The sequence below is a fragment of the Edaphobacter sp. FHG110511_03 genome, assembly GCF_059115365.1.
Genome location: NZ_JBZYWL010000013.1, coordinates 1 through 22,952, shown reverse-complemented (window position 1 = coordinate 22,952; position 22,952 = coordinate 1). Strand labels below are relative to the sequence as shown.

General features: G+C 55.7%; 17 protein-coding genes and 2 pseudogenes. 10 read left to right on the top strand and 9 right to left on the bottom strand.

The window, feature by feature from the left end; translation table 11 throughout:
* Position 1: 1 nt before the first annotated feature.
* On the bottom strand, positions 2–3,316 hold the full coding sequence (locus tag AC5S26_RS27940; protein ID WP_494188236.1) for a TonB-dependent receptor domain-containing protein: 3,315 nt from the start codon (positions 3,314–3,316) through the stop codon (positions 2–4).
* Between the two features lie 414 nt (positions 3,317–3,730).
* On the opposite strand from AC5S26_RS27940, the gene AC5S26_RS27935 reads away from it, so the two are divergent.
* Positions 3,731–5,038 carry a hypothetical protein gene (locus tag AC5S26_RS27935; RefSeq protein ID WP_494188235.1) on the top strand — a complete coding sequence of 436 codons (1,308 nt, stop codon included), beginning with the start codon at positions 3,731–3,733 and terminating at the stop codon, positions 5,036–5,038.
* 226 nt (positions 5,039–5,264) lie between these two features.
* Here AC5S26_RS27935 and AC5S26_RS27930 read toward each other — a convergent pair whose 3' ends face one another.
* Together AC5S26_RS27930 and AC5S26_RS27925 are read right to left on the bottom strand one after the other, a co-directional pair.
* A complete protein-coding gene (locus AC5S26_RS27930; RefSeq protein ID WP_494188234.1) occupies positions 5,265–6,518 on the bottom strand; it encodes a cupin domain-containing protein in 1,254 nt (417 codons plus the stop codon).
* An 807-nt stretch (positions 6,519–7,325) separates the two neighbouring features.
* Positions 7,326–9,536 (bottom strand): tetratricopeptide repeat protein, encoded by a 2,211-nt coding sequence (locus AC5S26_RS27925; protein WP_494188233.1) that lies wholly within the window; start codon positions 9,534–9,536, stop codon positions 7,326–7,328.
* Positions 9,537–10,289: 753 nt separating this feature from the next.
* Here AC5S26_RS27925 and AC5S26_RS27920 point away from each other — a divergent pair.
* Complete coding sequence (locus tag AC5S26_RS27920) at positions 10,290–11,393, top strand: NADH:flavin oxidoreductase/NADH oxidase (RefSeq protein ID WP_494188232.1); 1,104 nt, start codon at positions 10,290–10,292, stop codon at positions 11,391–11,393.
* A gap of 267 nt (positions 11,394–11,660) precedes the next feature.
* On the opposite strand, the gene AC5S26_RS27915 is transcribed toward AC5S26_RS27920, so the two are convergent.
* Positions 11,661–12,569 carry a BtuF-related (seleno)protein gene (locus tag AC5S26_RS27915; RefSeq protein ID WP_494188231.1) on the bottom strand — a complete coding sequence of 303 codons (909 nt, stop codon included), beginning with the start codon at positions 12,567–12,569 and terminating at the stop codon, positions 11,661–11,663.
* 174 nt (positions 12,570–12,743) lie between these two features.
* Between AC5S26_RS27915 and AC5S26_RS27910 the strand changes: the two are divergent.
* The 3 genes and pseudogenes from AC5S26_RS27910 to AC5S26_RS27900 form a co-directional block, all read left to right on the top strand.
* Positions 12,744–13,502, top strand: a pseudogene (locus tag AC5S26_RS27910) (UvrD-helicase domain-containing protein); the annotation flags it as partial.
* A gap of 335 nt (positions 13,503–13,837) precedes the next feature.
* A pseudogene (locus tag AC5S26_RS27905) lies at positions 13,838–14,098 on the top strand (hypothetical protein); the annotation flags it as partial.
* A gap of 42 nt (positions 14,099–14,140) precedes the next feature.
* Positions 14,141–14,371: a hypothetical protein gene (locus AC5S26_RS27900; RefSeq protein WP_494188230.1), complete on the top strand. Its 231-nt coding sequence runs from the start codon at positions 14,141–14,143 to the stop codon at positions 14,369–14,371.
* Between the two features lie 75 nt (positions 14,372–14,446).
* Here the strand turns inward: AC5S26_RS27900 and AC5S26_RS27895 are convergent, their stop codons facing one another.
* The 3 genes from AC5S26_RS27895 to AC5S26_RS27885 form a co-directional block, all read right to left on the bottom strand.
* Complete coding sequence (locus AC5S26_RS27895) at positions 14,447–14,569, bottom strand: hypothetical protein (RefSeq protein ID WP_494188229.1); 123 nt, start codon at positions 14,567–14,569, stop codon at positions 14,447–14,449.
* A gap of 460 nt (positions 14,570–15,029) precedes the next feature.
* Positions 15,030–16,274, bottom strand: coding sequence for a ComEC/Rec2 family competence protein (locus AC5S26_RS27890; RefSeq protein WP_494188228.1), 1,245 nt, complete (start codon positions 16,272–16,274; stop codon positions 15,030–15,032).
* A gap of 594 nt (positions 16,275–16,868) precedes the next feature.
* Positions 16,869–17,618 carry a 3-oxoacyl-ACP reductase family protein gene (locus tag AC5S26_RS27885; RefSeq protein ID WP_494188227.1) on the bottom strand — a complete coding sequence of 250 codons (750 nt, stop codon included), beginning with the start codon at positions 17,616–17,618 and terminating at the stop codon, positions 16,869–16,871.
* A 262-nt stretch (positions 17,619–17,880) separates the two neighbouring features.
* On the opposite strand from AC5S26_RS27885, the gene AC5S26_RS27880 reads away from it, so the two are divergent.
* Entirely contained in the window at positions 17,881–18,702 is an 822-nt protein-coding gene (locus tag AC5S26_RS27880; RefSeq protein ID WP_494188226.1) for an ArdC family protein, read from the top strand.
* A gap of 325 nt (positions 18,703–19,027) precedes the next feature.
* On the opposite strand, the gene AC5S26_RS27875 is transcribed toward AC5S26_RS27880, so the two are convergent.
* Positions 19,028–19,525 carry a DUF2165 family protein gene (locus tag AC5S26_RS27875; protein WP_494188225.1) on the bottom strand — a complete coding sequence of 166 codons (498 nt, stop codon included), beginning with the start codon at positions 19,523–19,525 and terminating at the stop codon, positions 19,028–19,030.
* Positions 19,522–20,580 (bottom strand): recombinase family protein, encoded by a 1,059-nt coding sequence (locus AC5S26_RS27870; protein WP_494188224.1) that lies wholly within the window; start codon positions 20,578–20,580, stop codon positions 19,522–19,524. The genes AC5S26_RS27875 and AC5S26_RS27870 overlap by 4 nt, the downstream gene beginning before the upstream one ends.
* Before the next feature lie 91 nt (positions 20,581–20,671).
* On the opposite strand from AC5S26_RS27870, the gene AC5S26_RS27865 reads away from it, so the two are divergent.
* From AC5S26_RS27865 to AC5S26_RS27850, 4 genes are all read left to right on the top strand, one after another.
* Complete coding sequence (locus tag AC5S26_RS27865; RefSeq protein WP_494188223.1) at positions 20,672–20,890, top strand: DUF4158 domain-containing protein; 219 nt, start codon at positions 20,672–20,674, stop codon at positions 20,888–20,890.
* 156 nt (positions 20,891–21,046) lie between these two features.
* The gene (locus AC5S26_RS27860; protein ID WP_494188222.1) at positions 21,047–21,286 is read left to right on the top strand and encodes a hypothetical protein; all 240 of its coding nucleotides are present in this window, start codon (positions 21,047–21,049) and stop codon (positions 21,284–21,286) included.
* A gap of 90 nt (positions 21,287–21,376) precedes the next feature.
* Positions 21,377–21,844, top strand: coding sequence for an IS110 family transposase (locus tag AC5S26_RS27855; protein WP_494188221.1), 468 nt, complete (start codon positions 21,377–21,379; stop codon positions 21,842–21,844).
* Positions 21,814–22,952 (top strand): UbiD family decarboxylase (locus AC5S26_RS27850; RefSeq protein ID WP_494188220.1); only part of this gene is annotated, 1,139 nt, incomplete at its 3' end. The genes AC5S26_RS27855 and AC5S26_RS27850, both read left to right, overlap by 31 nt.

Here is a 22,952-nt window from a genome sequence, read left to right as displayed (position 1 = left end):
GCTAGAAGGTGACCTTAGCCGCGAACTGATATTGCCGTGCCGCAGAGCCCGCAGCTGTCGAGGTACTGATGCCGAAATTGCCGGCGCCCGTCGCCACGATGTTTCCGTTCGCGTCTGGAGTTCCATAACTATTGATGGTGCCTCCCGGTTGCGCGAAGTTAGGCGTATTGGATATATTGAAGCATTCAGCGCGAAGCTGCAACGCCAGCATCTCGTGAATTGGAACCGTCTTGAAGAGCGACAGATCCGCACGTCGCTGATGGGGACCATAGACAATATTCCGACCTACGTTTCCGGCTGTGCCGATGGGTTGTCTTGAGAACGCTGCCGGGTTGAGATAACCATTTGTAGCGCTACGGCTCGACGAGTAGAGGGATACGCCGGACACACGATTCGGCCTGTCTGAAGTAACGGTGGGCAGATTGATGTAGGCACGCCCGTTTTGCGTCACACTGCTTGTAATCGCAAACGGGGTTCCCGTCTGCCAGAAGACCAGAGCGTTCACCTGCCAGCCGCCCAGCATCGATGTCGCGAGATGGTTGCGGCTCTTGAATGGAATGGCATAGTTTGCGGTCATGGCGATGCGATGCCGCACATCAAGGGTGGAGTTTCCGTAATCGTAGCGGCTTACAATCGCAGGTTGCAATCCATAACCGCCATCGCCCTCCGTGCCCTGGTTGTTCGTATTATCGATGGCGTGCGCGAGAGTGTAATTCGCGTTGAGAGTCAGGCCGTGGTTCAGCCGTCGCTCAAAGCTTGTCTGAAGCGAGTGGTAAGACGAAATAGCGAAGCTGCCAAAGTATTGAATCGTGTTGACGTTTGGAAGCTGTGCTGCATAGCGCAAGGCAGGCACAGTGACACTTCCACTGGGAGCCGGCAAATTATAGTTCGGGATCTGTGTATTCAGATGGCGGCCTAGCTCCCCCACATAGCCAATGGTTATGACATTGCCACTGAAATCGCGCTGCAGCAGCAGATTGAACTGTTCTACGTAAGCATTTTTATAGTTGTATGGCTTGGCCCACACCGCACCACTTAGAGCCGTTGTAGAAACTGACGGAGGAAACGCAACGACGCCTGCGGAGACAGGAGTGGTTGATGTCAGTGTGCCCGTCGCAAAGGCGTAGGGAGGATTCTGCAGGTAAAAAGCATTTTGCACATCGTTGGCGTAGAAGCTCAATCCAAAGCCACCACGAAGAACCGTATTAGGAGTGACGGTATAAGCGAAGCCGAAGCGTGGCGCAAAGTTCGTGTGATTCGTCTTCACCCCACCTGTACTGTTGATCGTCAGCGTAGCCGTATTGAGATCAAAGTTGCTGAAGTAGCCATCCTTCTCGTTGGGCGCGGTGAAGAGGTCATAGCGCAGGCCAAGATTGAGAGTCAGATTCGGACGAGCTCGCCAGTCGTCCTGAATAAATGCACTCTCCTCCCACGTGCGCACGTGCGGACGGCGTGTGAGTCCCTGACGCTGGTAGTTGAAAGGCTGGCCGTGAAAGAAGTTCGTTATGGCAGCGATCGGTGTGGCGCCATTGAAGCTGATCGCAGGCTTGCCATAGTTCTGCTGCAGGTTGCTGACCAACCTGCGGATGAGTGCATCGCCAACTTTAACGGTATGGGTCCCGTGAACCCAAGTGACGGTGCCTGCATATTGATAGGCGCTCTCGTTGAGCAGAATCGGCAAGAATGTGGCATCGCCGAGTCCTGTCCAGCCTCCACCAGGATTGACCGGGGCCAGACCATCGCACCCAATGCAACCGTTTGCATTCGGGATGTTATATTCGCCGCCCGTATTAAAACTCTGCCCGGCGTTGAGCTGGTTCACGTGATCGAGAAAAAGCGTGTAGCCTGTGCGCAGATCTAGAAGAAGGTTGGGGGTAAACGTATGGATGTAGCCGAGTTGCCCATTATGCGTTGTGATCTCGGAGAGACCGGGATAAGTACCGGCCTGGCCACCGGGACCGATGTTCCCCACCGAAGGAAGCTGACCTGGAACAAAGGTATTCACCTTGTTGTAGGAATAACGACCAAAGAGAGTATCCCGGTCGGTGAAGTGGTGATCGATGCGCAAATCGCCTAACGTGGTGTTCTGGGTTCGAGCCGGGTTATAGAGGTAATTATTGGTCGGGACAGTAGTGCCTGATATGAAGTTGGACCCGAGCTGATTCGGCTTTGGATACAGCTTGAAATAGGCCAATGCGGTTGGATCCACGCTGGAAAGGACCGGGCCGCCAACATCTGAAAGATCTCCCGGGTGATCGATCTGGTAGGCCGTGGGGACGGTGGAAGTATAGACGGTTCCTGTGGCATCGACCTGACGGAACTCTTCGAGATCAGCGAAGAAGAACGTCTTATTCCTTAGAATAGGTCCACCAATGCTGCCGCCAAACTGGTTCTGTCGCAATTCAGGCTTGTGAGGGAGAACGCTGGTCCGGGCAAAGTAGTTGCGCGCGTCCGTAACGTCGTTACGGAAGAACTCATAAAGGGAACCGTGGAACTGGTTGGTTCCCGACTTAGTGAGAATCGTGATGGCAGCACCGGCTGTACGGCCCACTTCTGCGGTGTAGGTGTTGGTGTCCACCTTCACCGTCTGAATAGCCTCAACCGATGGCCGCAGCAAAATCAGTCCCTTAAAGCGTTCATTATTGTCCAGGCCGTCGATCAGGTTATTGTTCACCAGTTCGTACTGGCCGTTTGCCGAAACCGAACTCGATTGCCGGCGGTCGTCCGGCCGGGTGCCGCTGGTCAGCGAGTTAGGAGCTCCCGCATTTACGCCCGGAGCGACCTGCACCAGACCGTAGATGTTTCGGCCGTTTAGTGGAATATCAGCAACGGCCTTGGAATCGATCGTCGAGCCGACGTTTGTACTATCGGTCTGAAGAGCGGAAGGCTGAGATATGACTTCAATGGTTTCATTGCTTCCGCCGATGCTCAGGGCAGCATCGACTCGAGCACGGTCACCGGCCACCAGACTGAGGGAGGGATTACTGAAGGTCTTAAACCCCTGAGCCGTGACAGAGAGAGAGTAGTTTCCGGGCTGAAGCTGCGTCAAGGCATAAGCGCCATTGTCGCCCGACGTTGTCTCTCGAACGATGTGGGTTCCAGTATTTTCGATATGGACCTTTGCGCCCGGAACAGCTGCACCACTGGAGTCTGTCACTGTTCCCAGAACATCACCCGTAGATACCTGAGCACTCAAGAAACTGCATGTGCTGGCCGTCAGGATCGCGAGCAACGCAACTCCATAAAAAAACCGGTTGGCCCGTCTCAGCATGGCAACACCGGGCCTCGCGGAACTTAGCGCAGCGTTCAATCTCACCTGGAACCTCCAAAGAGTCTGCAATGGTCAATCCTCGCCCCGTTGATTCGTGTCGAAGGTCGGTGCGGAAGATCGACGGATGGAAAAGTTCAGATAATCCTTATGAATTTGTCCGACGTTTGAAAATGGGAAGCAAAAGAAAAAGGCGCTTTTTCCCCGGGGAGGTCATCTAACCTCTTGTCAAGGAACCGGTTATCCCTTCTAAGAATTGCCAAAACGACATTTCTTTTCCCGGGGAAATGGTCTCTGGACGGTTCAACATCACAACCGATATGCTTCCTAACAGTTACAAAATGGTCTTGAGGCCACAAGGAATGCTCAGAAGCGATGAATAAGAGACCATGGCCGACCTCACGAGGACATTCCAGATTGCCAACGAGCAACCTGCTTGAACGATAAGAGATGCCTTCCCCTTTGAGTGAACCAGACGCTGCAATGCCGCCCGTCGAACATCGAGAGACGATGCGGCGGCTTCTGGAGAGTCAAACCTTCGCGGCGACCCCACGGCTTCGCGCTGTGCTTGCCTATCTTCTTCGAATGCTGGAAGAGGGAAAAAGCGATGACATCACAGAACAGAGTATTGGTCAGGTTGTGTTCCATAAGCCGGCAGGCTACAACGCCAGCGAGGACAACATCGTCAGAGTTACCGTTCGGCACCTGAGAACTCGCCTGGAGGAGTACTACTCCTCGGAGGGAGTAGCCGATCCGGTCGCCCTGGTGATCCCCAAGGGAAAGTACATTCCCGCCTTCGTTCCTCGTGAACTTGCTCCCCTTCAGCTCCCCGCCGCTACGACACTCATCCCCGATCTACAGCCCAAGCCTCCCTTGAGAGACATTGAAACCGAAGTGTCTCCCTTAAAAAAGCTAAGGATCCGCTCCTGGCAATGGCTTGCAGCCGCATTCCTTCTCATCTCAGGATTTGTGATTGGTTATCAATACCGGTCTTATCGCAATCTCTCGGCCCGCCCCAGTGGCATCATAGGAGATCTTTTCCGGCCCGGGGCCGACGTCTCCCTGGTCACGGTCGATGCGAATCTCCAGGCTTACCGTCAGATCTTCGGGATGCAGGTTAGTCTTGAGGACTATATTCACCGCACTTACACCAAAAAGCTCCTCGATAGTACAGATCCACGTCTCGCCAACGCGCAGCAATTCTCAAGCGGCACCAATGAGACCAACGTCTCCTCTGCCATCATTGCGGCCTACATGAGGCAGGCGCTCGATGGCCGACGGCTTGTGATTAAGCACCCGCACGATGTCTCTGTTCGCGACTTTCAGAATCAAGGAAATGTCATCCTGCTTGGAGGCCCATGGAGCGATCCATGGGGACAGCTTTTTGAGAGCCGTTTCAACTTTCGAATCGTGCCCCAGCAAAACGATCCATCGACTCCAGAGGTCCATAATCTCCATCCCACCACGGGCGAGGCTGTCATTTATCGCCCTCATATGGATGGAAACCTGAGCGTAAACTACGTTCGCATCGCAATCCTGCCGAACCTCGACCATACCGGCCACGTGATTCTTCTGAGTGCGACCAGTGCCGAGTCGCTTGAGGCTGCCGGGAACTATCTGTTATCCAATGAATCGAAGCGCCAGCTTCTCGCAAGGATTCATGTCTCTTCAGTCGAAGCTCTGCCTCCCATTGAGTTTTTACTCGAAGCCCGCGGCCTAAATGCGGCACCCGAGAGCCATCACATTCTGTCCGTTCGGACCATCCGATAAAACCGGAAGAATCTTCCTTGCTGTCCTGCACACCGGTCCTGGACACTAGCACCGCTTTAAACGTCGGGAGCAATAATCCCGTTTCTCGTGTTCGCTTAGAGATGACCATTCGCGAGCTCCGCTTGAAACGATGTCTCCGCACGGGCACTGATTAATTCCAGTCCCAAGCCCATACCAACTTCGGTTTCAAGATGCTTGGGGCGACTGATGTGGGATGGAGTCATGCCTACTCCGGGGTGATTACCATCTCCTTCTGTTGAATCTTCGCCAGAAAGTCCTCGCCTACCTGAATGTGCTCCTCCACCAGCCGTGAAGGCGTATGCGCCAGCCACTCCGCCAGCGAAATATCCTCGTAGAACGGCGTCGGGAAGACCTCGATAAACGTGAGATCCTCGTCCCCCGTATTCTCGATATAGTGTGGCATCGAGATGTCGATGTACCCCACATCGCCTCCTTCGAAGTCCATCGTGCGCGCCAGTCCACCTGCCGCAAAGACCGTCATCCGGCCCTTGCCCTTTACGTAGTATTGCCATTCGTCCGAGTTCGGATGCCAGTGCAGCTCCCGCAGGCCGCCCGGCTTCAGCGTCACGATCGCCGACGCGATGTCAGTCGCAGGGAAGTTTTTGCGATCAACGATCTTTACCTCGCCCCCCTTGGACACCTTGCTCGGCCGCATCTTGCCCGGAAGGAACGCAAACGAATTCGGCACCGCTCCCGTCACCGCCTCAACCTGACGCTTCTCTTCGGCGAGCGGACGCGGCAATTCCCGCTGAAAGATGAACAGCTCCCTCTTCGGCACTTTGTCGAATGTGGACTCCGGCACATCGAAGTTCTTCGCCAGCACCTCCTTCGGCGTATGGTGCAGCCAATCGGTCAACAGAAACGTTCCGAACTCGTTGAAGTTGCCATCCTTGAACACCAGCAGAAACTTGCATCCATCCTCCCCCAGGCCCTGGATCGAATGAGGAATGCCTCCGGGGAACAGCCACAGGTCGCCTTCATGCACATCGTCCACGAAGGCCCGTCCCTGCTGGTCAACTGCCGTGATGCGCGCTGAACCGTACAGCATCAACGCCCACTCCGACGCAACATGCCAGTGCAGTTCGCGGATGCCGCCGGAGATCAGTCGCATCTCCACCCCGGCCATCGTTTTCGAAATCGGCAGGTCACGTACCGTCACCTGTCGCGTCCACCCGCCGCCCTCGACCCGCTTATGCGCCAGCGAAAACGAATACTTGAACGGAGGCTGGCCTCCTGAGTCAGTCTCTGGCGGCCACGCCGAATCCTGGTTCTGGCCATCCAGAACCGCGTTATTTTTCGGTCCTGGCTGGCTTTCATTGACCCCGGTATGCGGGTCCGTGGGATAAATCTTGCTCTGCTGACCCTGAGCCTGCACCCCCGCTGCTGCGACCAGAACGGCCGACCCGGCCTCCAGAAATCTACGTCTGCTTAACTTGGATTGGTCATTTCCGTCTGACATGTTTGTTCCTCTCTTTTAAAAGCTCGAAACCCTTGCTATATGAAAATACGACACTCGAACCGATACTCCGCAAAACAAGCCCTATGCGGGACACTTAAAGAAACGGAACGCACCATACGCCAAGGCGAATTCAGTTCACCTAAGCGCACGGAACCTTCCCGTGAGCTGCCACCAAGCCGGTTGAGGACGGTTTCCTCAATGATCAGGCCGGCTCCGGACAGAAAGCCACAATCTCCGCGAGCAGTTTCTCAGTGAAATGAGTCCCACGCCGGCTACAGCGATCGTGGTCAATGCGAGACCGGCCCACGCTAGAAGTCTCTCGTCAACCCCTGGAACGTGTTGGCAATAACGAATCAGAGCGGAAGCGAGCGCCGCACTGGGAAAGGTGTAAGCCCATCAGGCGGCCGATACAGAAGTGCTCGCACCGCAAGCTGCCACAAGCGCAGCACAAGCAGGGCGAAAAACAGTGGCGTGAACAAGATGAACCGATAGACCGCGTCCACGCGGCCTGTAAGTTGAAGCCAGGACAGACACCCCGACCGCGGGCGAGGCGACAAAGATCGCTAGGCTCGGGGCGAGACGCTGCAGCGACTTGTCCTCACCGAGGATCAGCCGGTGAAGCAACAGCGGCAGGAAGGCGACCCAGGAAAGAAGTCCAACGGCCTCCAACTCTGCGCGTTCTTTTCTGCAGCATCGGCTAGCACTTTAGCCCCGTCCTGAACCCGCGTGCGGATTGCCAGTGGCCATCCGATTCCGCTGCAAGGTGAACCACACCCTGGCTCCTGAAAAACATGGAGCTACGACAGATCACGGATGATGGGCGAGGGAATCAGCCCGGTCGCGGGCACGCGCCGCCTGATCCTCCTGACCGGTGGCGGCGTACATCGCCGCAAGCACCTGCCAGCGCCCCGCCACGTTGGGCGTTTGTTGTACGGCACGCCTCTCCGCCGAAATCGCGGAGGCCCAGTTGGAGAGCCTGATCCACGCGGCAGCCTCCAGGTCAGCGAGCTCTGCGCGATCGGCCGCCCGATCAGGAGTATCGGGGAGAAGACGGGAGGCATCGCTCACTGTTCGAAGAGCCGCCTTCTCCTCTCCGGCAAGAAGTTCAGCCCGCGCGAGCGAGGCTTCAATCGGCACACTGGGCTGGTCTTCGAGCGAGAGAGCGCGGCGAAAGGCGTGGACTGCCTGCGGATACTCTCTCTGCCTCGCATTCACAAGACCAAGCTGGTACCACGCAGCATCGGATGGATGCAGGGCAAGAGCATGGTGAAAACTCTGCTCAGCCGCGCTTAGATCATTGCGCGACGCCTGCAGCTCTCCATCGAGAAGAACAAGGGAGTCGTCTCCCTGGAAGAGACTCTGCGCCCGCTCAAGCGCCTGCTGCGCCTCCTGATTGCGACCCAGAACGAAGAGGATGACAGCCGCGTTCGCCAGCTGTTGGTATTCCCCGATGCGCGAATGTTGGATGGAGGACATAAGGGACTGACGCTGGCAATCGATGCGCAGGGCATCAAGCCTCTCGGGCTGCAATGCGTTGTTGCGAACGAAGACGACAGCGGTCGTATCGAGGTAGACGGGAGTCCAGTAATGACTGGCACAGTCCTCGCGCAACGGAACGGATTGAATGCCGTAGAAACGGGCAAGCGGCAGGATGATGCTTCGAATGTGCCACGTATCGGCAGCTTTGCTCCATTCGTCGGAGTCGAGCGGAAGCGCGGCGAGGTGAAGTTGCTCCGCGACGATGCGGTCGCCAAACGGGAGATAACGCCCGTCTGCAAAGTCACGATAATGTGGGCCAAGGCGACTGACAACATAACTACTGAGATTGAACGAAGCAAATAGCTCCGTCGGCAGGTGATGCTGCTCGATGAAGGCAGCAGCCTGCTCGGGCAACCACCACGAGGCTCCACGCCCGAAGACCGTGATCTGATCTTCATGAAGGTAGGACCGGTCGCTGACAATGTTGACGCAGCGTACGGTGACAAGAATCAAACCTGCTAGAGCAACTCCCCACGGAAGAGCCTTCCATCGATTTGTCTGCGTAATACGTTGGAAAAGACCGTATGCGTTCGCGAAGGCGTCACCTGCGATAAGACAAGCCAGTGATAAAAACACGCCCTGACTGCGGGAAGAGACGAGGCAAGCTACCACTCCGATAGAGAGAAACACCGCGAGTCCAACGCGCCTTTGACGTATAAGAAACGGCAGAGAAACAGCCGCCAGCACAATCATCCACCAGATAGCACTGAGGGAGTCGAACGGGTTCAGAGTTGCCGATGAGAGATCGCGGTACAGCGGATTGAGTTCGCGAATAACTCCTGCCTGAAACACGGAAGGATGCTCCTGTGCGGCGACGGCTCCATACATCCTCCATCCCCACGGATTAATAAAAGTGGCGAGCACGGAGGCGAACATCCACGGCGCGGCATCTCGGATGCGGCGAAGGATCTCCGGACGTTCATCGCGAACCAGCAGAAAATCCGTCGCCTCGGAGACGAGATAACCGAGCATGAGCGCAAGACCAGCGATAGAACCCTGATGCAGATTGACCCACAGCACCATAATCACCGGCAGCAGCCACAAACGGCGACTCGACCCGCTCTTATACGCAAGGAGCAGGCGCGCTGTTGCCGCCGCGAGAACGACGGTAAAGAGACCCGAACGGGGAAGCATCTGTTGCGCGAGCGCAGGCATCGCGACCAGAAGCAACACGAGCACCGCTGTCTGACTCCGAAACACAAGGATCGCCACGGTGATGAGCAGAGCTGCGTCGCAAAAGAGAGAGATGGCGGCATATCCTCCCATACCAAAGAGGCCGCGGAAGATGAGACCGGAGAGTGACGGATAAATCCACGGTGCTCCTGGGACCGTATAAGAGAGCGTGTCCACCGAGGACAAGGGATGATTGGAGTTCGCCATCTGCCATCCAAGGTCGAAGTCCGCGACGGTGCGCAGCCCGGCGATAGTGGCGTAAAGGAAGACGAGCAGGAGGAGTTTGGGGCCTCTGAACACATGCACCAGCATGTCTTCACAGATGATGATGGAGGCTACAGGTTGCCGCGAGTCTTGCTAAACCTGGCATTTTCTCGAGAGCGAAGATGAAGTCCTTTGTATTGAGCGCACTGCTCAGGATGGAGTAAAGTCCCGGACGGCGTGCGCTGAAAGAGCGTCGCGACGAAGAGTTCTGCATTACCTCGCAGAACGTGTCCCGGTACTGATCTCGCTTCGCGGACGAAAGTTCCAGGCGAAATTAGATATTTCTCAGTAGATATCGTCGAGGCCGAATAGTTATCCCTCATTCAACCAGACGCCTAAATGTGTGGAATCGGAGACAGTGATTCATATGAGTTTCACTACGAATTGAAGTTGGCGAATGTTTTCGCATGCGCATCCAAGATGCATGACCATACCTAAAACATCTTCCCTCAAGCAGAGCACGCGGCGTTCATCGAATCGATGGAATGCTTGCCGGTGGTGAAAGTACCGGAGGGGTCCCGAGTGGACCTACGAACTGTGCACGGCCGGCGGTAACACTCACGAGCTTGATCGAGCTGAAGCCGTATGGAAGATGACTGTCACAATGGCGACGGCGAGCAAGACAATCGTGGGAATACTTACCAGAGAGACGAACGCCAAGGAGAATGGCGATTCCGCTGAGGATTTCGGTACCAATGGTGAGCCATGCTCTGGGGCAGGGTCACATTTGGAGCGTAAAATCAATCATCCAGACAGTCGTGCGGTTCCGTTTGTGCCCCGCAAGGAGGTGTCATTATGGCTGAGTCGGCTCTCTTCCAACCGATCCGTATTCGTAACCTCGATCTGCCCAATAGGATCGTGATCGCACCTATGGATCAATACTCAGCCGAGGACGGGTGCATGAACGACTGGCACCTTATCCACCTCGGCCACCTCGCCTTGTCGGGAGCGGCTCTATTGACGATCGAAGCAACTGCAGTTCTTCCCGAAGGGCGCATAACCTATGCCGACGTCGGACTGTGGAACGACGAAACCGAAGCCGCGATATCTCGCACGTTAAAGAGCATTCGCCGCTGGTCCGACATTCCGATCGCGATTCAGTTGAGTCATGCTGGTCGCAAGGCTTCGACCGAGGTCCCATGGAAGGGTGGCGTTCAGTTCTCCCCGGATCATCCGCTCGGGTGGCAAACGGTGGCACCGTCCGCAATACCTTTTGCTGAGGGCCAGGTCGCTCCAGTCGCACTTCACCGGAATGGACTTCGACGGGTGCGCGATGCATTCGCCGCATCAGCCGCCCGCGTGGCGAACCTCGGGATCGACTTGATCCAACTCCATGTCGCTCATGGCTATCTGATGCACCAGTTCCTGTCGCCGCTCTCCAATCGGCGAGACGATGAATATGGCGGTTCCCTGGAGAACCGGATGCGGTTCCCGCTCCAGATCTTTGATGCGGTGCGCGGCGCATTCCCTGCCGACAAGCCGATTTCCGTGCGAGTATCTGCGACAGACTGGGTGGAAGGCGGCTGGGATATTGAGCAGACGATCGCCTTTGCTGAAAAGTTAGAGGAGCACGGCTGCGATGCCATCCACGTCTCGAGCGGTGGCTTGCATCCTACACAGAACATCCCAGTTGGGCCGAGCTATCAGGTACCGCTTGCTCGCGCGGTCAAATCCAGAGTCCGGATGCCTGTAGTCGCCGTCGGACTGATCAGCGGGTTTGAACAAGCTGAGGCGATCGTGGCAACTGGCGATGCCGACATGATCGCGTTAGCGCGCGCGATCTTATACGACCCGCACTGGCCATGGCACGCCGCTGCGAAGCTAGGCGGGCAAATTCGCGCGCCCAAGCAATATCTTCGCTCCCAACCACAGCGGTTCAAAGATTTGTTTCAAAAATGAGTAGCATACCCCGAGTGGCATGATGAGCGACTCCCGGCCGGATTTCCATTGCATTTGTACATTCACTCTGTCTGGTTCCAGATCGCAGTTCTCGCCGTCTTTTGTTACTCGCTGCAGAGATCGACCTAGCTTGGAAATCGCCCTTCACCGTGATCATATCGTGCGCTGTTCCGGAGCGCCCTGGTCACAACTGGAGACATAGGTCGATCTTGCATCCGTGTGATGGCTTCCGATGGCGCGCAAGTCTCTTATAGGGCTTGTGTCGCCTCAGATTATCTTCGCGACGCTTTCCGATGGCAGTTCAGCGAAACTGTCGTCCCGCAGGATGGCCTGCAGTATCTCCAATCCAGTGACCAGCCGTGGCCCTGGTCTTGAAAAGTAAGCTGTACCGTCCACTGCATATACTCGCCGGTGCCTAACGGCTGATACGTTCTCCCAATCCTTTGGGAAGCAGGCGTTCCTATACTGTGCTATCGCCTCTTCGAGATGGAAGCCGCACGGCATGACAACCACCACCTCAGGATCGGACTCCAGGACCTGTTCCCATGAGATATTGGTGCTTCTCTCCCCTGGAGTCGCCAGTAGAGCATCCCCGCCGGCAATTGCCACCATTTCAGGTATCCAATGGCCCCCCTGGAAGAGAGGAGAGAGCCATTCGAGACAAAGTACCCGTGGCGGCGGCTTTACCTGCCTGACGTTGCTCCTGACGCGTTCGATTCGCCGTCGGAGTCCGTCGATAAGATCTCTCGCTTCGGATTGGCAGCCGATTGTCCCACCAATGGTCTCGATACTCTGAAGGACCTGCTCAAGCGTGTGGGGCGATAAGGAGATTATATGCGGCCGGGAAGGCAGTTCGCTTATAGCCTTTGCCAAATCGGACTCGCTGATCGCGCAGACGTGACAAAGATTCTGGGTGACAACTACGTCCGGATGGATCGCCTTCAATTTTGGCAGATCTACGAAATAAAGACTCCCGCCTGCGACTGCCTGCCTTCTGACGGCCTCATCGATTTCTTGCGGCGTAAGGTCACCATGGATCAAGGTATCCACAATAATGGCCTTCTGCCTTGCCTCCGGAGGATAGTCGCACTCGAAGGTCACGCCCGAGACGCTTTCGCCCATTCCGAGAGCATAGAGAATCTCCGTGGCTGATGGGAGAAAGGAGCATATCTGCATGGCAGTCCCAGAATATATGAAAGCTGGAGGATGCAGCCTTCTGGGAGACCACGGATGATGAACTCATGTGCGTGCAGAGCCGGAGAAAGTCTTTCTTCAGTCCAGTTCTTCCCTTGATGCCAGGATGGCACGCAGTTTGGATATGCTTGGGAGAAGGCGTTACGCAACAAGACCATGAGCCTTCACCCAACCGATATCCATCCCAGTCCGGAGCAGCAACGCGCACGGGAACTGTTCCTCAAGCAGGAAGGCCTCCGCATCGATGCGTACGCAGGTTCGGGCAAGACCACGACTCTCCGCCTGCTCGCGTCGAGTACGAACGGGCGCGGACTCTATCTGGCATTCAATCGAAGCATTGCAGAGAATGCCCGTGGAAAGTTCCCAGCACAGGTAGCTTGCGCGACCAGTCATTCCCTCGCTTTCCGCGCCATAGCCCGGAGCTTCGGATATCCGGCGTGGAAGCTGACAGGGACTCTCACTCCAAATACGGTGGTGGAAGCGTTCCGAATGCCGGAGAACTTGACCTTCCATTCGGGACTGACGCTTTCGAAGTGGTCGTATTGCTCCGTACTGCTCGACGCGGTGAAGCGTTTCCTGCTGAGTAATGATGAACATCCGCTGCAGGCGCATATTCCACGCTACGGTTGTCTTGAAGCGCTCGATGCCGAGGGCTTCGCTCAGTTCACCGGCCAGTCCATCTCACACATGCAGGCTTTGTGGGATGCCATGCGCCACAAGACCGCCGGTCTTCCGCTTGGTCACGATGGCTACCTGAAGCTTTGGGCACTCTCTCAACCGAAAGCGCGGGTCGATTACATCCTCGTCGACGAAGCACAGGACCTGAATCCTGTTCTGCTTGGCGTCCTGAAGCGGATGGACTGTCCTGTCGTGTATGTCGGAGACCCCTATCAACAGATCTATGAATGGCGGGGCGCGGTGAACGCAATGGCTCAGGTGTCGACACCTCACCATGTTCTCCTTTCCCAGTCGTACCGGTTCGGCCCCGCAATTGCCACTGCTGCAACTGCGATTCTTCGTTCACTTGGAGCGAAGCATCCGGTGCGAGGACTGGAAGCGATCCAGTCCCATCTCGCTGTGGTCCATCCTCAGATCATTCTGTCCCGCACCAACGCCGGCGTTATTGGGAATATTCTAAAGTGCCTCTCCAGCAGGATGCCCTGTCATGTTCTTGGCCGAACCCGTGGCCTGGAGATGTTGTTGACTGATGTTCGTCGCGTAAAACAGGGACAAGCGGGACAATCCCCTGAATTACTGGGCTTCGCTACCTGGAAGGACGTTATGTCGTTCAGCACCCGCACCGAGGGGGAATACCTCCGTGGTCTGGTCAACCTCGTCCAGGAGTACGGGGAAGAAACGATGCTCAGGGCGATCGCCGGCTGTGTTCCCAACGAGGGGATGCCCGGGTCATCTGCTCAACGACACATAAAGCCAAAGGCAGAGAGTGGGGGTACGTCGAAATCGATCCCGATTTCCTCTCCGCGCGTCCACCATCAACACGTTCCGATCAGCAGGAATCCGTCGCGGCGGAGCTGCGACTCCTCTATGTTGCCGTGACGCGCGCAAAGTATGCAGTCGACCTACCGCAGAGACTACTCAGGCGTTTCGGACTGAACCGAACGACGAGTGAGGTCGTCGGCGCTCCATCTGTGGCGGCCGAGGCCATCGTCGACAACGGTCCCACCTCGGAAGATCCACGCCTGTCCGGTGTAGTGTCTCCTTATCATTCGCCTGCTAAGGGAGAGTCGCGAGACATGGCATCGCTGCGGCGCAACTTCGGCTGAACGTGCCGCTACTCACCTGCTAGGGGAGGCTGAGGGCGGCAGTGAAGCTGTCGGACTTGTCGTCAAAGGGAGGAACTAGGGCTCTCCAATCTCATGGATTCTGGGGTTCTGGACGATGATCAAAACCTTACCCTGCGCCGCCCAGGCAGAGGTTGTTGAGGCGAGAAGGAGGGAGGCGAGGAGCAGTCGTTTGGCCATAACAATTCCTGAGGGCCGACTTCAGAAGATGAGACGAGTGTGGTGCGAAAACTATCTGAAAAGAGTGAGGAGATCGGCGCCTTATTAATCTATTACGACAAATGGCTTTAGGACCGGTGGCGGCGTTATAGAACGCCGGAAACTCACGCTGAGCATTCAGATCCACAGCCGACTCTGAACCGCATCTCCGGTTTAAATACTACGTGGATCGTCAGTGTTGTAACGTCGCAAATCGACTGGCAGACCCGGAAAGATCTTCCCAAGCGCGCGCAAGGGGAAGTGAACACTCATACAGTGAGATCTCAATTGGCGATAACAGACGGGACGAGGCTGCTCCGCTAAATGGAGTGAATGACGTCAAACGGGAAATTTTCGGGATTTGAGTGCAGCCCGACATCTGCTGAGGGTAAATCCTCAGGACGACGATTGAGCTTAGCGACATTCACACAGGTCATGACCCTTACGCGGTGTAGGGCCCAAAAGTACCGCTCGGCGTGTCGCTCTCATCCTTATTCGAGAGCACAAAGATGTTGTAGGTCGAGCCACCCGGTGCGACGCGCACCACAATGTGCCCAGCGCGGGAGAGCATCTTCTCAGTGCCCTTATTCGCAAGACGATTGTTTTCATTTAGAAATGTGGCAAACACATCGCGTGGACCGGGGTAGAGGTTCTTCGACATCAGTGTCTGCATCGTGTTCACGGTCGGATGAGCTGAATCCCACGCCTCAATGATGAAGACGCGCGGTTGCAGCGCACGCACCCACTCTGGACCATCCGCATCGTAGTAACCGTGGTGATTCAGCAATGCGACAGAGACCTTCCCGCACACTTTTGCGACGGCCGTCTCAATGTTCCACCATGCGGGCAGACCGGTGGGCACACCATTGGGCAAGTCTCCACCGGTGTAGTAGGCGAAGTTGCCATAGCGCACACGGATCGCAGCCGAGCAACAGTTCTCCGATGGGTACTCCGTCTTCCTGAGAGTCGCGATATCTGGAAATGTCTTCCGCGTGGCGGTGCCTTCACCTGTCCACACCTCGCCATTCGCGGCAAGGTTGCGCACTTCAAAGCCTGGATACTTCTTCGCATCATGTCGGAGCGCGAACTGCTCATTCACACCTGGTTGAAATTTCTCAACGGCTGCGCCTTTGCTCTTCAGAAACGCCTGGTAGTTTTCCTGCGGACCAGCGTTATAACCTTCCACCCCAGCGGCGGGATAACTGAATGTAGGATCACGATCGACGAAGCGGGATATCGGCACAATAGCGTCTACGTCGGATACGCCACTTGGAACAAAGCCTTGCCGATTTTTCACGACATCAGGGGGCAGGGCTCCCATGTGATCATCATGATGGTGCGTCAGCATGAACGCGTCGATTTGATTGGGCAGCCCTGCCGTCTTGAGATGTCGCTTCGCATATCGCCCGATCCACTCGCCAGGGCGACGCTCTTCTGACGGAAGCGTGGATACCAGATATGGAGTGTGCGCGTAGAGTGCCCCAGCATCCACCAACAGCGTTGTACCGTCAGGCTGGATCATCAGTGTGCTATTACCGCGATTGGTCGCTATGTGGTGAATGTCGAGCGTACCTGGAATCCACGGCGTGAATGGCTGCGGGTCGGCTGCAAGTGCAAGCGTGCTTCGCAGACATGCAGAGGCACTGGCAGCGAAGGAGCAGGCGAGGAAGCGTCGACGATTGAGCATTTGACTTTCTATCACACAGGTAAGCTTCACCGGACCGCTCTCAGCATTATCTCCTTAGACGCAGTCTTCCCTCAAGCGAACGCAGCTGGCTCAGCCGTTGGGCATCCGCTGGAGCGAGCTACCAAGACCGCAAAAGGCTAGGCAAAGCGGCAGAGTGGGTGTTCTCGGTGCGTTTCTCACTATCAGCATCTCTCATTCAGAGTGATGCGATCCGACACCTTTGCCCAAGACAGCTTGCCGTCTCTGGCAAAATCTTGGGTGGAGTTCCAGGCTTTCGCTTCGGCATCTCGCGCCGGACTGCGAGACGACAAATAACGATGCAATCTCTACGTGTTGCTTTGGGAGTTATGTGGCGTAAAGATTTGAGCGATAAGTGGCGTAAGAGGCACCCACAGAAACTGGCATTCAGTAGGACCTGCACAAAACAGCAGGATCGAGTTCCTCTACGGAATGAGGCACTTGCCGAATGCCCACTAAAAAACGCCAGGGCGGCGCAACAGAAGCTTACTTGGTGCATTTGAGCCCATCTGCGCCACATAACTCCCTAAGATTTACGCCAATTTCCGATCCAAGCTACAGGTTGTGTCACTACAGTTAGGCCGAAGCGCCGCCATCCACCCTCAAACTCGCGCCTGTGATAAAACTGGCGTCAGGGCCCGCGAGGAAGGCGACCAGCGCCGCCACTTCGCTGACGTCCCCAAAACGCTGCAAGGCAACGCCGGCTTTTATTTTGTCGGCTAGAGGGCCAATTGCCGTCATCAGCAGTTCGGTTGCGATGCGACCGGGCTGGACGTTATTGACGGTGATACCACGCGTGCCGAGATCGCGCGCGAGGCCCCGCGTTAGGCTCGCCACTGCTCCTTTGGTCATCGCGTAAACGGCATGGTCGGCGACCGGCATGTAGTCACTACTTATACTGCCGACGTTGATGATACGGGCGCCGGCGGACATGTGGCGCAACGCCTCCTGGGTCATCAGGAACAGCCCCCGAACATTGACGGCCAGCATGCGGTCGAGCTTATCCAGCGGATAGGACTCCACAGCACCCGAAAGCTGTAGTGCCGCATTGTTTACCAGAATATCGATCCGGCCGAATGCGTCCAAAGTTTCCCGTATCGTGGCCGCCACGTCCGCCGGCTCTGCAACATCGCTGCAAACCGCCCGTGCGCGACCGCCACCTGCGCTAATTGAATCCACTAGCGCGCAGGCATTGTCGTGCGATTGGACATAAGTGAAAGCGACCGCAGCTCCGTGGCGGCTCAGCCTCTCGCAGATGGAGGCGCCTATCCCCCTCGCGCCGCCAGTGACAAGAGCAACCTTGCCATCCAAGGTCATTGTCGTCATTTTAACCTCCTTCAAACCACAGCACCAAATGCCGGCACCGAAAGATTGTTGGCACACAGGTGTGCCACATCTAATGAAATAAACCCCAATACCTCAATTAAATTCCCGCCTTAAGACGTGGTGTGAGTATCAACTTGTACTTGAAACATTTCACGCATGATAATGTCGTTTCAGCCGAGGACGATCGGCCCAAATGGGCGGGTTTCGTTAGCCATGACAGATTTGAGATTGATCTCCCCGGTCCAAGAACTCGTCGAGATGGGTGGTTGATGAGAGGGCGATTTGCACTAACTGGGGAGTCTTCCCGCGCAACTTCTCTACTGGCCAGCCCTACCGCGGCATCAACGTCATGCTGCTATGGGGCACCGAATACAGCTCGCCTTTTTGGTTGACCTACAAGCAGGCCCACGAACTGGGTGGGAGCGTGCGCAAGGATGAGCGCAGCGAGCGCATCGTCTTCTACAAGCAGTTGCAGAGCCGTGAAGAGACCGAACAGCCCAACGAAGAGAACACCGACAGCAAGCGGCAGCCCTTCATGCTGACCTACTACAACGTCTTCAATGTGGAGCAGTGCGACGGGCTCAATGTACCGATGATTGAGGATCCGGAGCTTGCCTCAGTCGGCTTGGACAAGGCTTGCGAAGACCTCGTCAACAACTGGAGCGGACGGCCCGCGATCCGTACAGAGGTCAAAACCGAAAGCCGTGCTTATTACCGACCCGAAACCGACTCCATCCATCTTCCTGCCCGTTTCCGTTTCGTCGATACTGCTCACTACTACAAGACGCTCTTTCATGAACTGATTCACAGCACTGGCCATGAGAGCCGGCTGGCCCGGACCTTCGGCAAGCATTTTGGGGATGAGCTTTACAACAAGGAAGAGCTCATCGCGGAGACTGGGTCCGCTTTCCTTTGTGCCATGGCTGGAATTGAGACGGAGCATACCGAACGGAACACCTCCGCATACCTTCAACACTGGATCAGTGCTTTGAAACAGGACAACAAACTGGTTGTCGAAGCTGCGGCAAGCGCTCAGCGGGCCGTCGACATAATCACGGGACCCCTTCGAACCTGCCGGAAGTAATGTTGAACCGGAGCGGTCTGCGACTCTCACTGCACAAGAAATTCATATGCAAGGCGATTCGCTAGTCGCATGCGTTCAATGGTTTACAACCTCAAGGCATCCCTATATGTGATTCGCTTACAGGTCGTGCCTCATACAGAGGAGCGGCAGATTATGGAGCAAACGAGAGATAAGAGTGAGAAAACCGTACGTACCTATATACGTAAGGATACGTAAGGGCAACCTCTTCCGCGATAACGTGGCCGCGCCCTCGGATTTTGAGGGAGATATTGTCATAAACGGCTGCACCGAAGCCGCACGAGAGCTAATCGGGACAGTCTTCGACTCACGCGCCGGATTCGCTCTCGGGCAGCACGAGCAACATAAAGACGATACCGATGGAGGCGAACATACGAAATGCCTCTTCCTGGCCGTTCCAGAGCTTCGATTGCCACATCAGGAACCACTCGCCGCCTACACTGATAAAGGCGAAGAACCACAGCAACAACCCGAGGGTGAGAGCGAGGGTTGAGAAACACTTGGCGGCGTTGAAGGCTGCCGCCGGTTTGCGAATTACCCGCAGGAGTTGAACGACTCCGATCCACGACAGCACCGTGACGACTGCTTCCCACGCGATAATTCCGTCATAGAATATCATTTGGACGAGGGGTGAATGGATCGCCCTCCACATGCCATGATTGCCTGGAAAGGTTGTATCCATCAGCAGAACGTGGTGCACGAATTGATAGTTCGATCCATAGTCGCTCAGGTTGTTGAAGACGACCAGCGTGTAAAAGAAGGCAACGGCGGCGACTAGTGCAACTTTCGCGAGACGCAGCGTCATCTCTGCTGTTCCGTCGCGAAGGTTTTGAAGTAGGCGGTCAACGCAGAGAGAGTCGCTTTGTCATACATCGGGAAGCCCGGCATGTGAGCGAAGGCATTCACCGATCTGGGGTTCCTGATGTAATTGGCGAATTTCTTGGGGTCTGCCATCGCGGTGTGACCAATCGTAGTCCATGGTATACCGGCCTTGTGGCCACCACAGGCTCCTTCGTTGTGGCAACGGAGGCAATTACCCCGGGCGATGCGATAACCCGATATTTCGGGCGAATTCAGGGGAAAGCTCTTGGCCGGGTGAATGGCGCTGAAGACCGCAGTCTCATTCAGGAAGCGCAGTTCGACGACGCCGTTGGGAATCTGCGACATCTCTGAATATGCAAGGACCCGATAACGGGGAGCGAACGACGCATGTGAGATTAAGTATGGACCGTAGGTTCCACCGTCACTGTTTCGCTCCTGTGCGTTCAGCTTTTTCCCGTTGATACGCAGGACAAGGATGGGATGGTGTGTCGCACGATACTCAAAGGTATAGTGAGCTTCGTACTGATCGTCGCAGATGGCAGCAACAAGGGTATTTTGCTGGGGTATGTTCAACATCCGCAGAATATCGTCGAGATAGATGCCGGTTATCTCCGCCTTCCCTTTGAAATTGGAGTCGTCTTCAACCGTGAAGGTGGCTTGAGGAAGTTTAAGAAGGTCAGAGTAGGCGACGTAGCGCTGAGATCCCGGAGGCAATTCGGACAAGTTAAAATTGATCCTCCGGCGTTCCAGATCGGCTATGAGCCTGACCAGATCGGCGAGATTGCGGCCCAGCCTGTCCATTCTCCACACGACCAGGGTGTCTCCTTCACGCAGGCTCTTGAGGCAGCCTTCAAGTTGCGGCCTGCTAGTGTTCTTGCCGCTAGCCTGCTCTTCGTAAACTTCTCGGCATTTTGCCCGCTTGAGTGCGTCCTTCTGCAGATCGAGGGTTTGGTCGTCGGTCGAGACGCGGGCGTAGACGATACGCGTGTCCCGAATCTTATCAAGGCTTAGGTATACAGGACACAGTTTCCCGGACAAGTTGTGAGACACTCTTGACCAGCGAAACAGGCCGCAATTGGGATAGGCTGGTGTTGTCTGAAAACCTCCGTATTCGCTACACTCCCGAACGATGCCTCGTCGCGAACTGCTGACCTCCTCAGAGCGCCTTCAGTTGTTGGCTTTCCCGGAAGACGAGGGAGAGCTGATTCGCCTATACACGCTGACAAAGGCGGATCTGGCTTTTGTCCGGCAACATCGCGGGGATCACACATGGCATACCAATAAACGGGTAGCCAAGGGTGGCTTCAAGCCTCTCCGGAACTCTAAAAATGCCTCCAGCGGTCCTTAGCGTACATAAATTTCCTTTTCTTGAGGTACCCCGCGCGCCCGCTAAAAGGTGCACTCACTGAGAGTCTATGGATTCAACGGCAGAAAAAGAGTATGCGGACAGCTCTTCGGGAGGCATCTAAACACATCAGTGCCTACGAAGAAGAAGCCGCCGGTGATGACAGAGTGCGAGGTGAAGGTGCGTGGGCGTTGGTTCCCATGTACCCTCTACGAAGCCCTCACAGAACGCGATCAGATCATGCGCTGCAAATATTGCCGTGGCCCAGTGCAAGCGCTCAAAGAATCCAGCAACGGAGCCCGAGCCCACATCGAACACCTGCAAAGACACACCGGCTGCCGGTTCCCGATTAGTACGTTCAGCGGAGTCGAATCGGAACATCCCCTCGCGTTGAAATAATGCGAAGCGCCATAGATATAGTTGCTATCGGTGACTACGCTAAACGCGCCTATTGTCACCTTCGGATCGCTGACGAGAAGCCGACTTTCTATGAGCAGGCCCGTATGGAACGGGTTGCGGCTGATGTTTAAACTTTGGGCGTGGATACTGTTTGGTTGGATCCATTCGATCTGGGTTAGTGAACAACTCCGGGAATTGGGCCACGATGTGCTCGTTGCGAACGTTCGCGAACTACGCGCGATCTCGCACAGTGATCGGAAGAGTGATCAAGTGGACGTAGAGAAGCTGGCCCGCTATGCCCGACTCGATCCTGAGATCCTGCGTCCGATCTCGCATCGCACGGTCGCCCAACAAGAGACCCTTACTCTTATCCGTGCCCGGCACCTGTTGGTCCGCCTTCGCACGGCGGCAGTGAACGCTGTACGTAAATATCCAAATGCACATGGCATGAGGTTATTGTTGAGCGAGTATAGTCTCGGACTGATCTCTAAATCTTATCTTTGTATTTCAGTGAGGGTGCCACCACGATGCCATTTCAAGATTTTCGTGAATTTCTAGATGCCTTGCGAAACGCCGGCGAGCTTCTCGAACTGGATCGCCCCATCTCTCCGGAGCTGGAGGTCGCGAAAGCGATGCGGAAGAGTGCGTCCGTGTCCGGTCCGGCACTGATCTTCAAGAATAATGGGACCAAGTTCGGCTTGGTGGGCGGCGTCTACAACACGCGCGCGAAATCGCTGATAGCCCTGCAGACTACGGAAAAGGACGCTTTTGACAGGGTTCTGCACGGAATGTCGACTCGCATCGCGCCCGTTGTTGTGGCAGATGGCCCGGTCCATGAAAACATCCTTACCGGCGACGCGATCGATACTTCCAAGTTGCCAATTTGCAAATACAGCCCTGATGATGGCGGACGTTACATCACTGCTGGCATCGTTGTCAGCAAGGATCCTGAAACGGGGATTCCGGACATTGGACATTACCGCTTCGAAGTGGTGGACAAGCAGACACTGACCTTTCTCGCTCTTCCCAACCATCGTTTTGGCCGCAACCTCGCGAAAGCGCGTCGCATGGGGCAAACGATCTTTCATGCTGCGCTGGTGATAGGCGTGGATCCGGTGATGGCCTATACCTGTCCGATCCAGGTTCCCGACGGGACCAACGACTTTGAAGTGGTGGGCGGCATGCGGGGTGCGGCTCTGGAACTTGTGCATTGCAAAACCATCGATGTCGACGTACCCGCACGCGCCGAACTGGTATTCGAGCTAGAGGTCGATTTTACGCAGGAGGCCTTTGAGGGGCCGCTCGGAGAGTTCACCGGGTATTACACTCCAGGTTCAAAGAAGCCGATCGCACGGGTCAAGGCGATCACACATCGAAATGATGCGTATTTCCAGGCTCTCCTTACCGGAGTTCCGCCGACTGAAAATCATTTCCTCAAGCAACTGCCTTACGAGGCATCGTACTTTGCCATGCTGAGGGCGCAGCATCCAACACTTACGAACGTTGCAATTCCAGCTTCTGGCGGGGTCGCATTCTATATTGTCCTGGCTATGAAGCAACGCTATGCGGGTGTCGTTTTGCTAATTATTTGGCGAACTTCTGTGCTAATTATGTGGCACACTTCTGCGTGTGGACGCGCTCTCCGCAATCCCGCAATCGTCTCGCA

Coding starts and splice junctions, on each gene's coding strand:
- AC5S26_RS27915 (WP_494188231.1), bottom strand. CDS start 12,569: ATGCAGATATGCTCCTTTCTCCCATCAGCCACGGAGATTCTCTATGCT.
- AC5S26_RS27920 (WP_494188232.1), top strand. CDS start 10,290: ATGGCTGAGTCGGCTCTCTTCCAACCGATCCGTATTCGTAACCTCGAT.
- AC5S26_RS27865 (WP_494188223.1), top strand. CDS start 20,672: ATGCCTCGTCGCGAACTGCTGACCTCCTCAGAGCGCCTTCAGTTGTTG.
- AC5S26_RS27890 (WP_494188228.1), bottom strand. CDS start 16,274: ATGCTCAATCGTCGACGCTTCCTCGCCTGCTCCTTCGCTGCCAGTGCC.
- AC5S26_RS27885 (WP_494188227.1), bottom strand. CDS start 17,618: ATGACGACAATGACCTTGGATGGCAAGGTTGCTCTTGTCACTGGCGGC.
- AC5S26_RS27930 (WP_494188234.1), bottom strand. CDS start 6,518: ATGTCAGACGGAAATGACCAATCCAAGTTAAGCAGACGTAGATTTCTG.
- AC5S26_RS27895 (WP_494188229.1), bottom strand. CDS start 14,569: ATGGCCAAACGACTGCTCCTCGCCTCCCTCCTTCTCGCCTCAACAACC.
- AC5S26_RS27875 (WP_494188225.1), bottom strand. CDS start 19,525: ATGACGCTGCGTCTCGCGAAAGTTGCACTAGTCGCCGCCGTTGCCTTC.
- AC5S26_RS27855 (WP_494188221.1), top strand. CDS start 21,377: ATGAGCAGGCCCGTATGGAACGGGTTGCGGCTGATGTTTAAACTTTGG.
- AC5S26_RS27860 (WP_494188222.1), top strand. CDS start 21,047: ATGACAGAGTGCGAGGTGAAGGTGCGTGGGCGTTGGTTCCCATGTACC.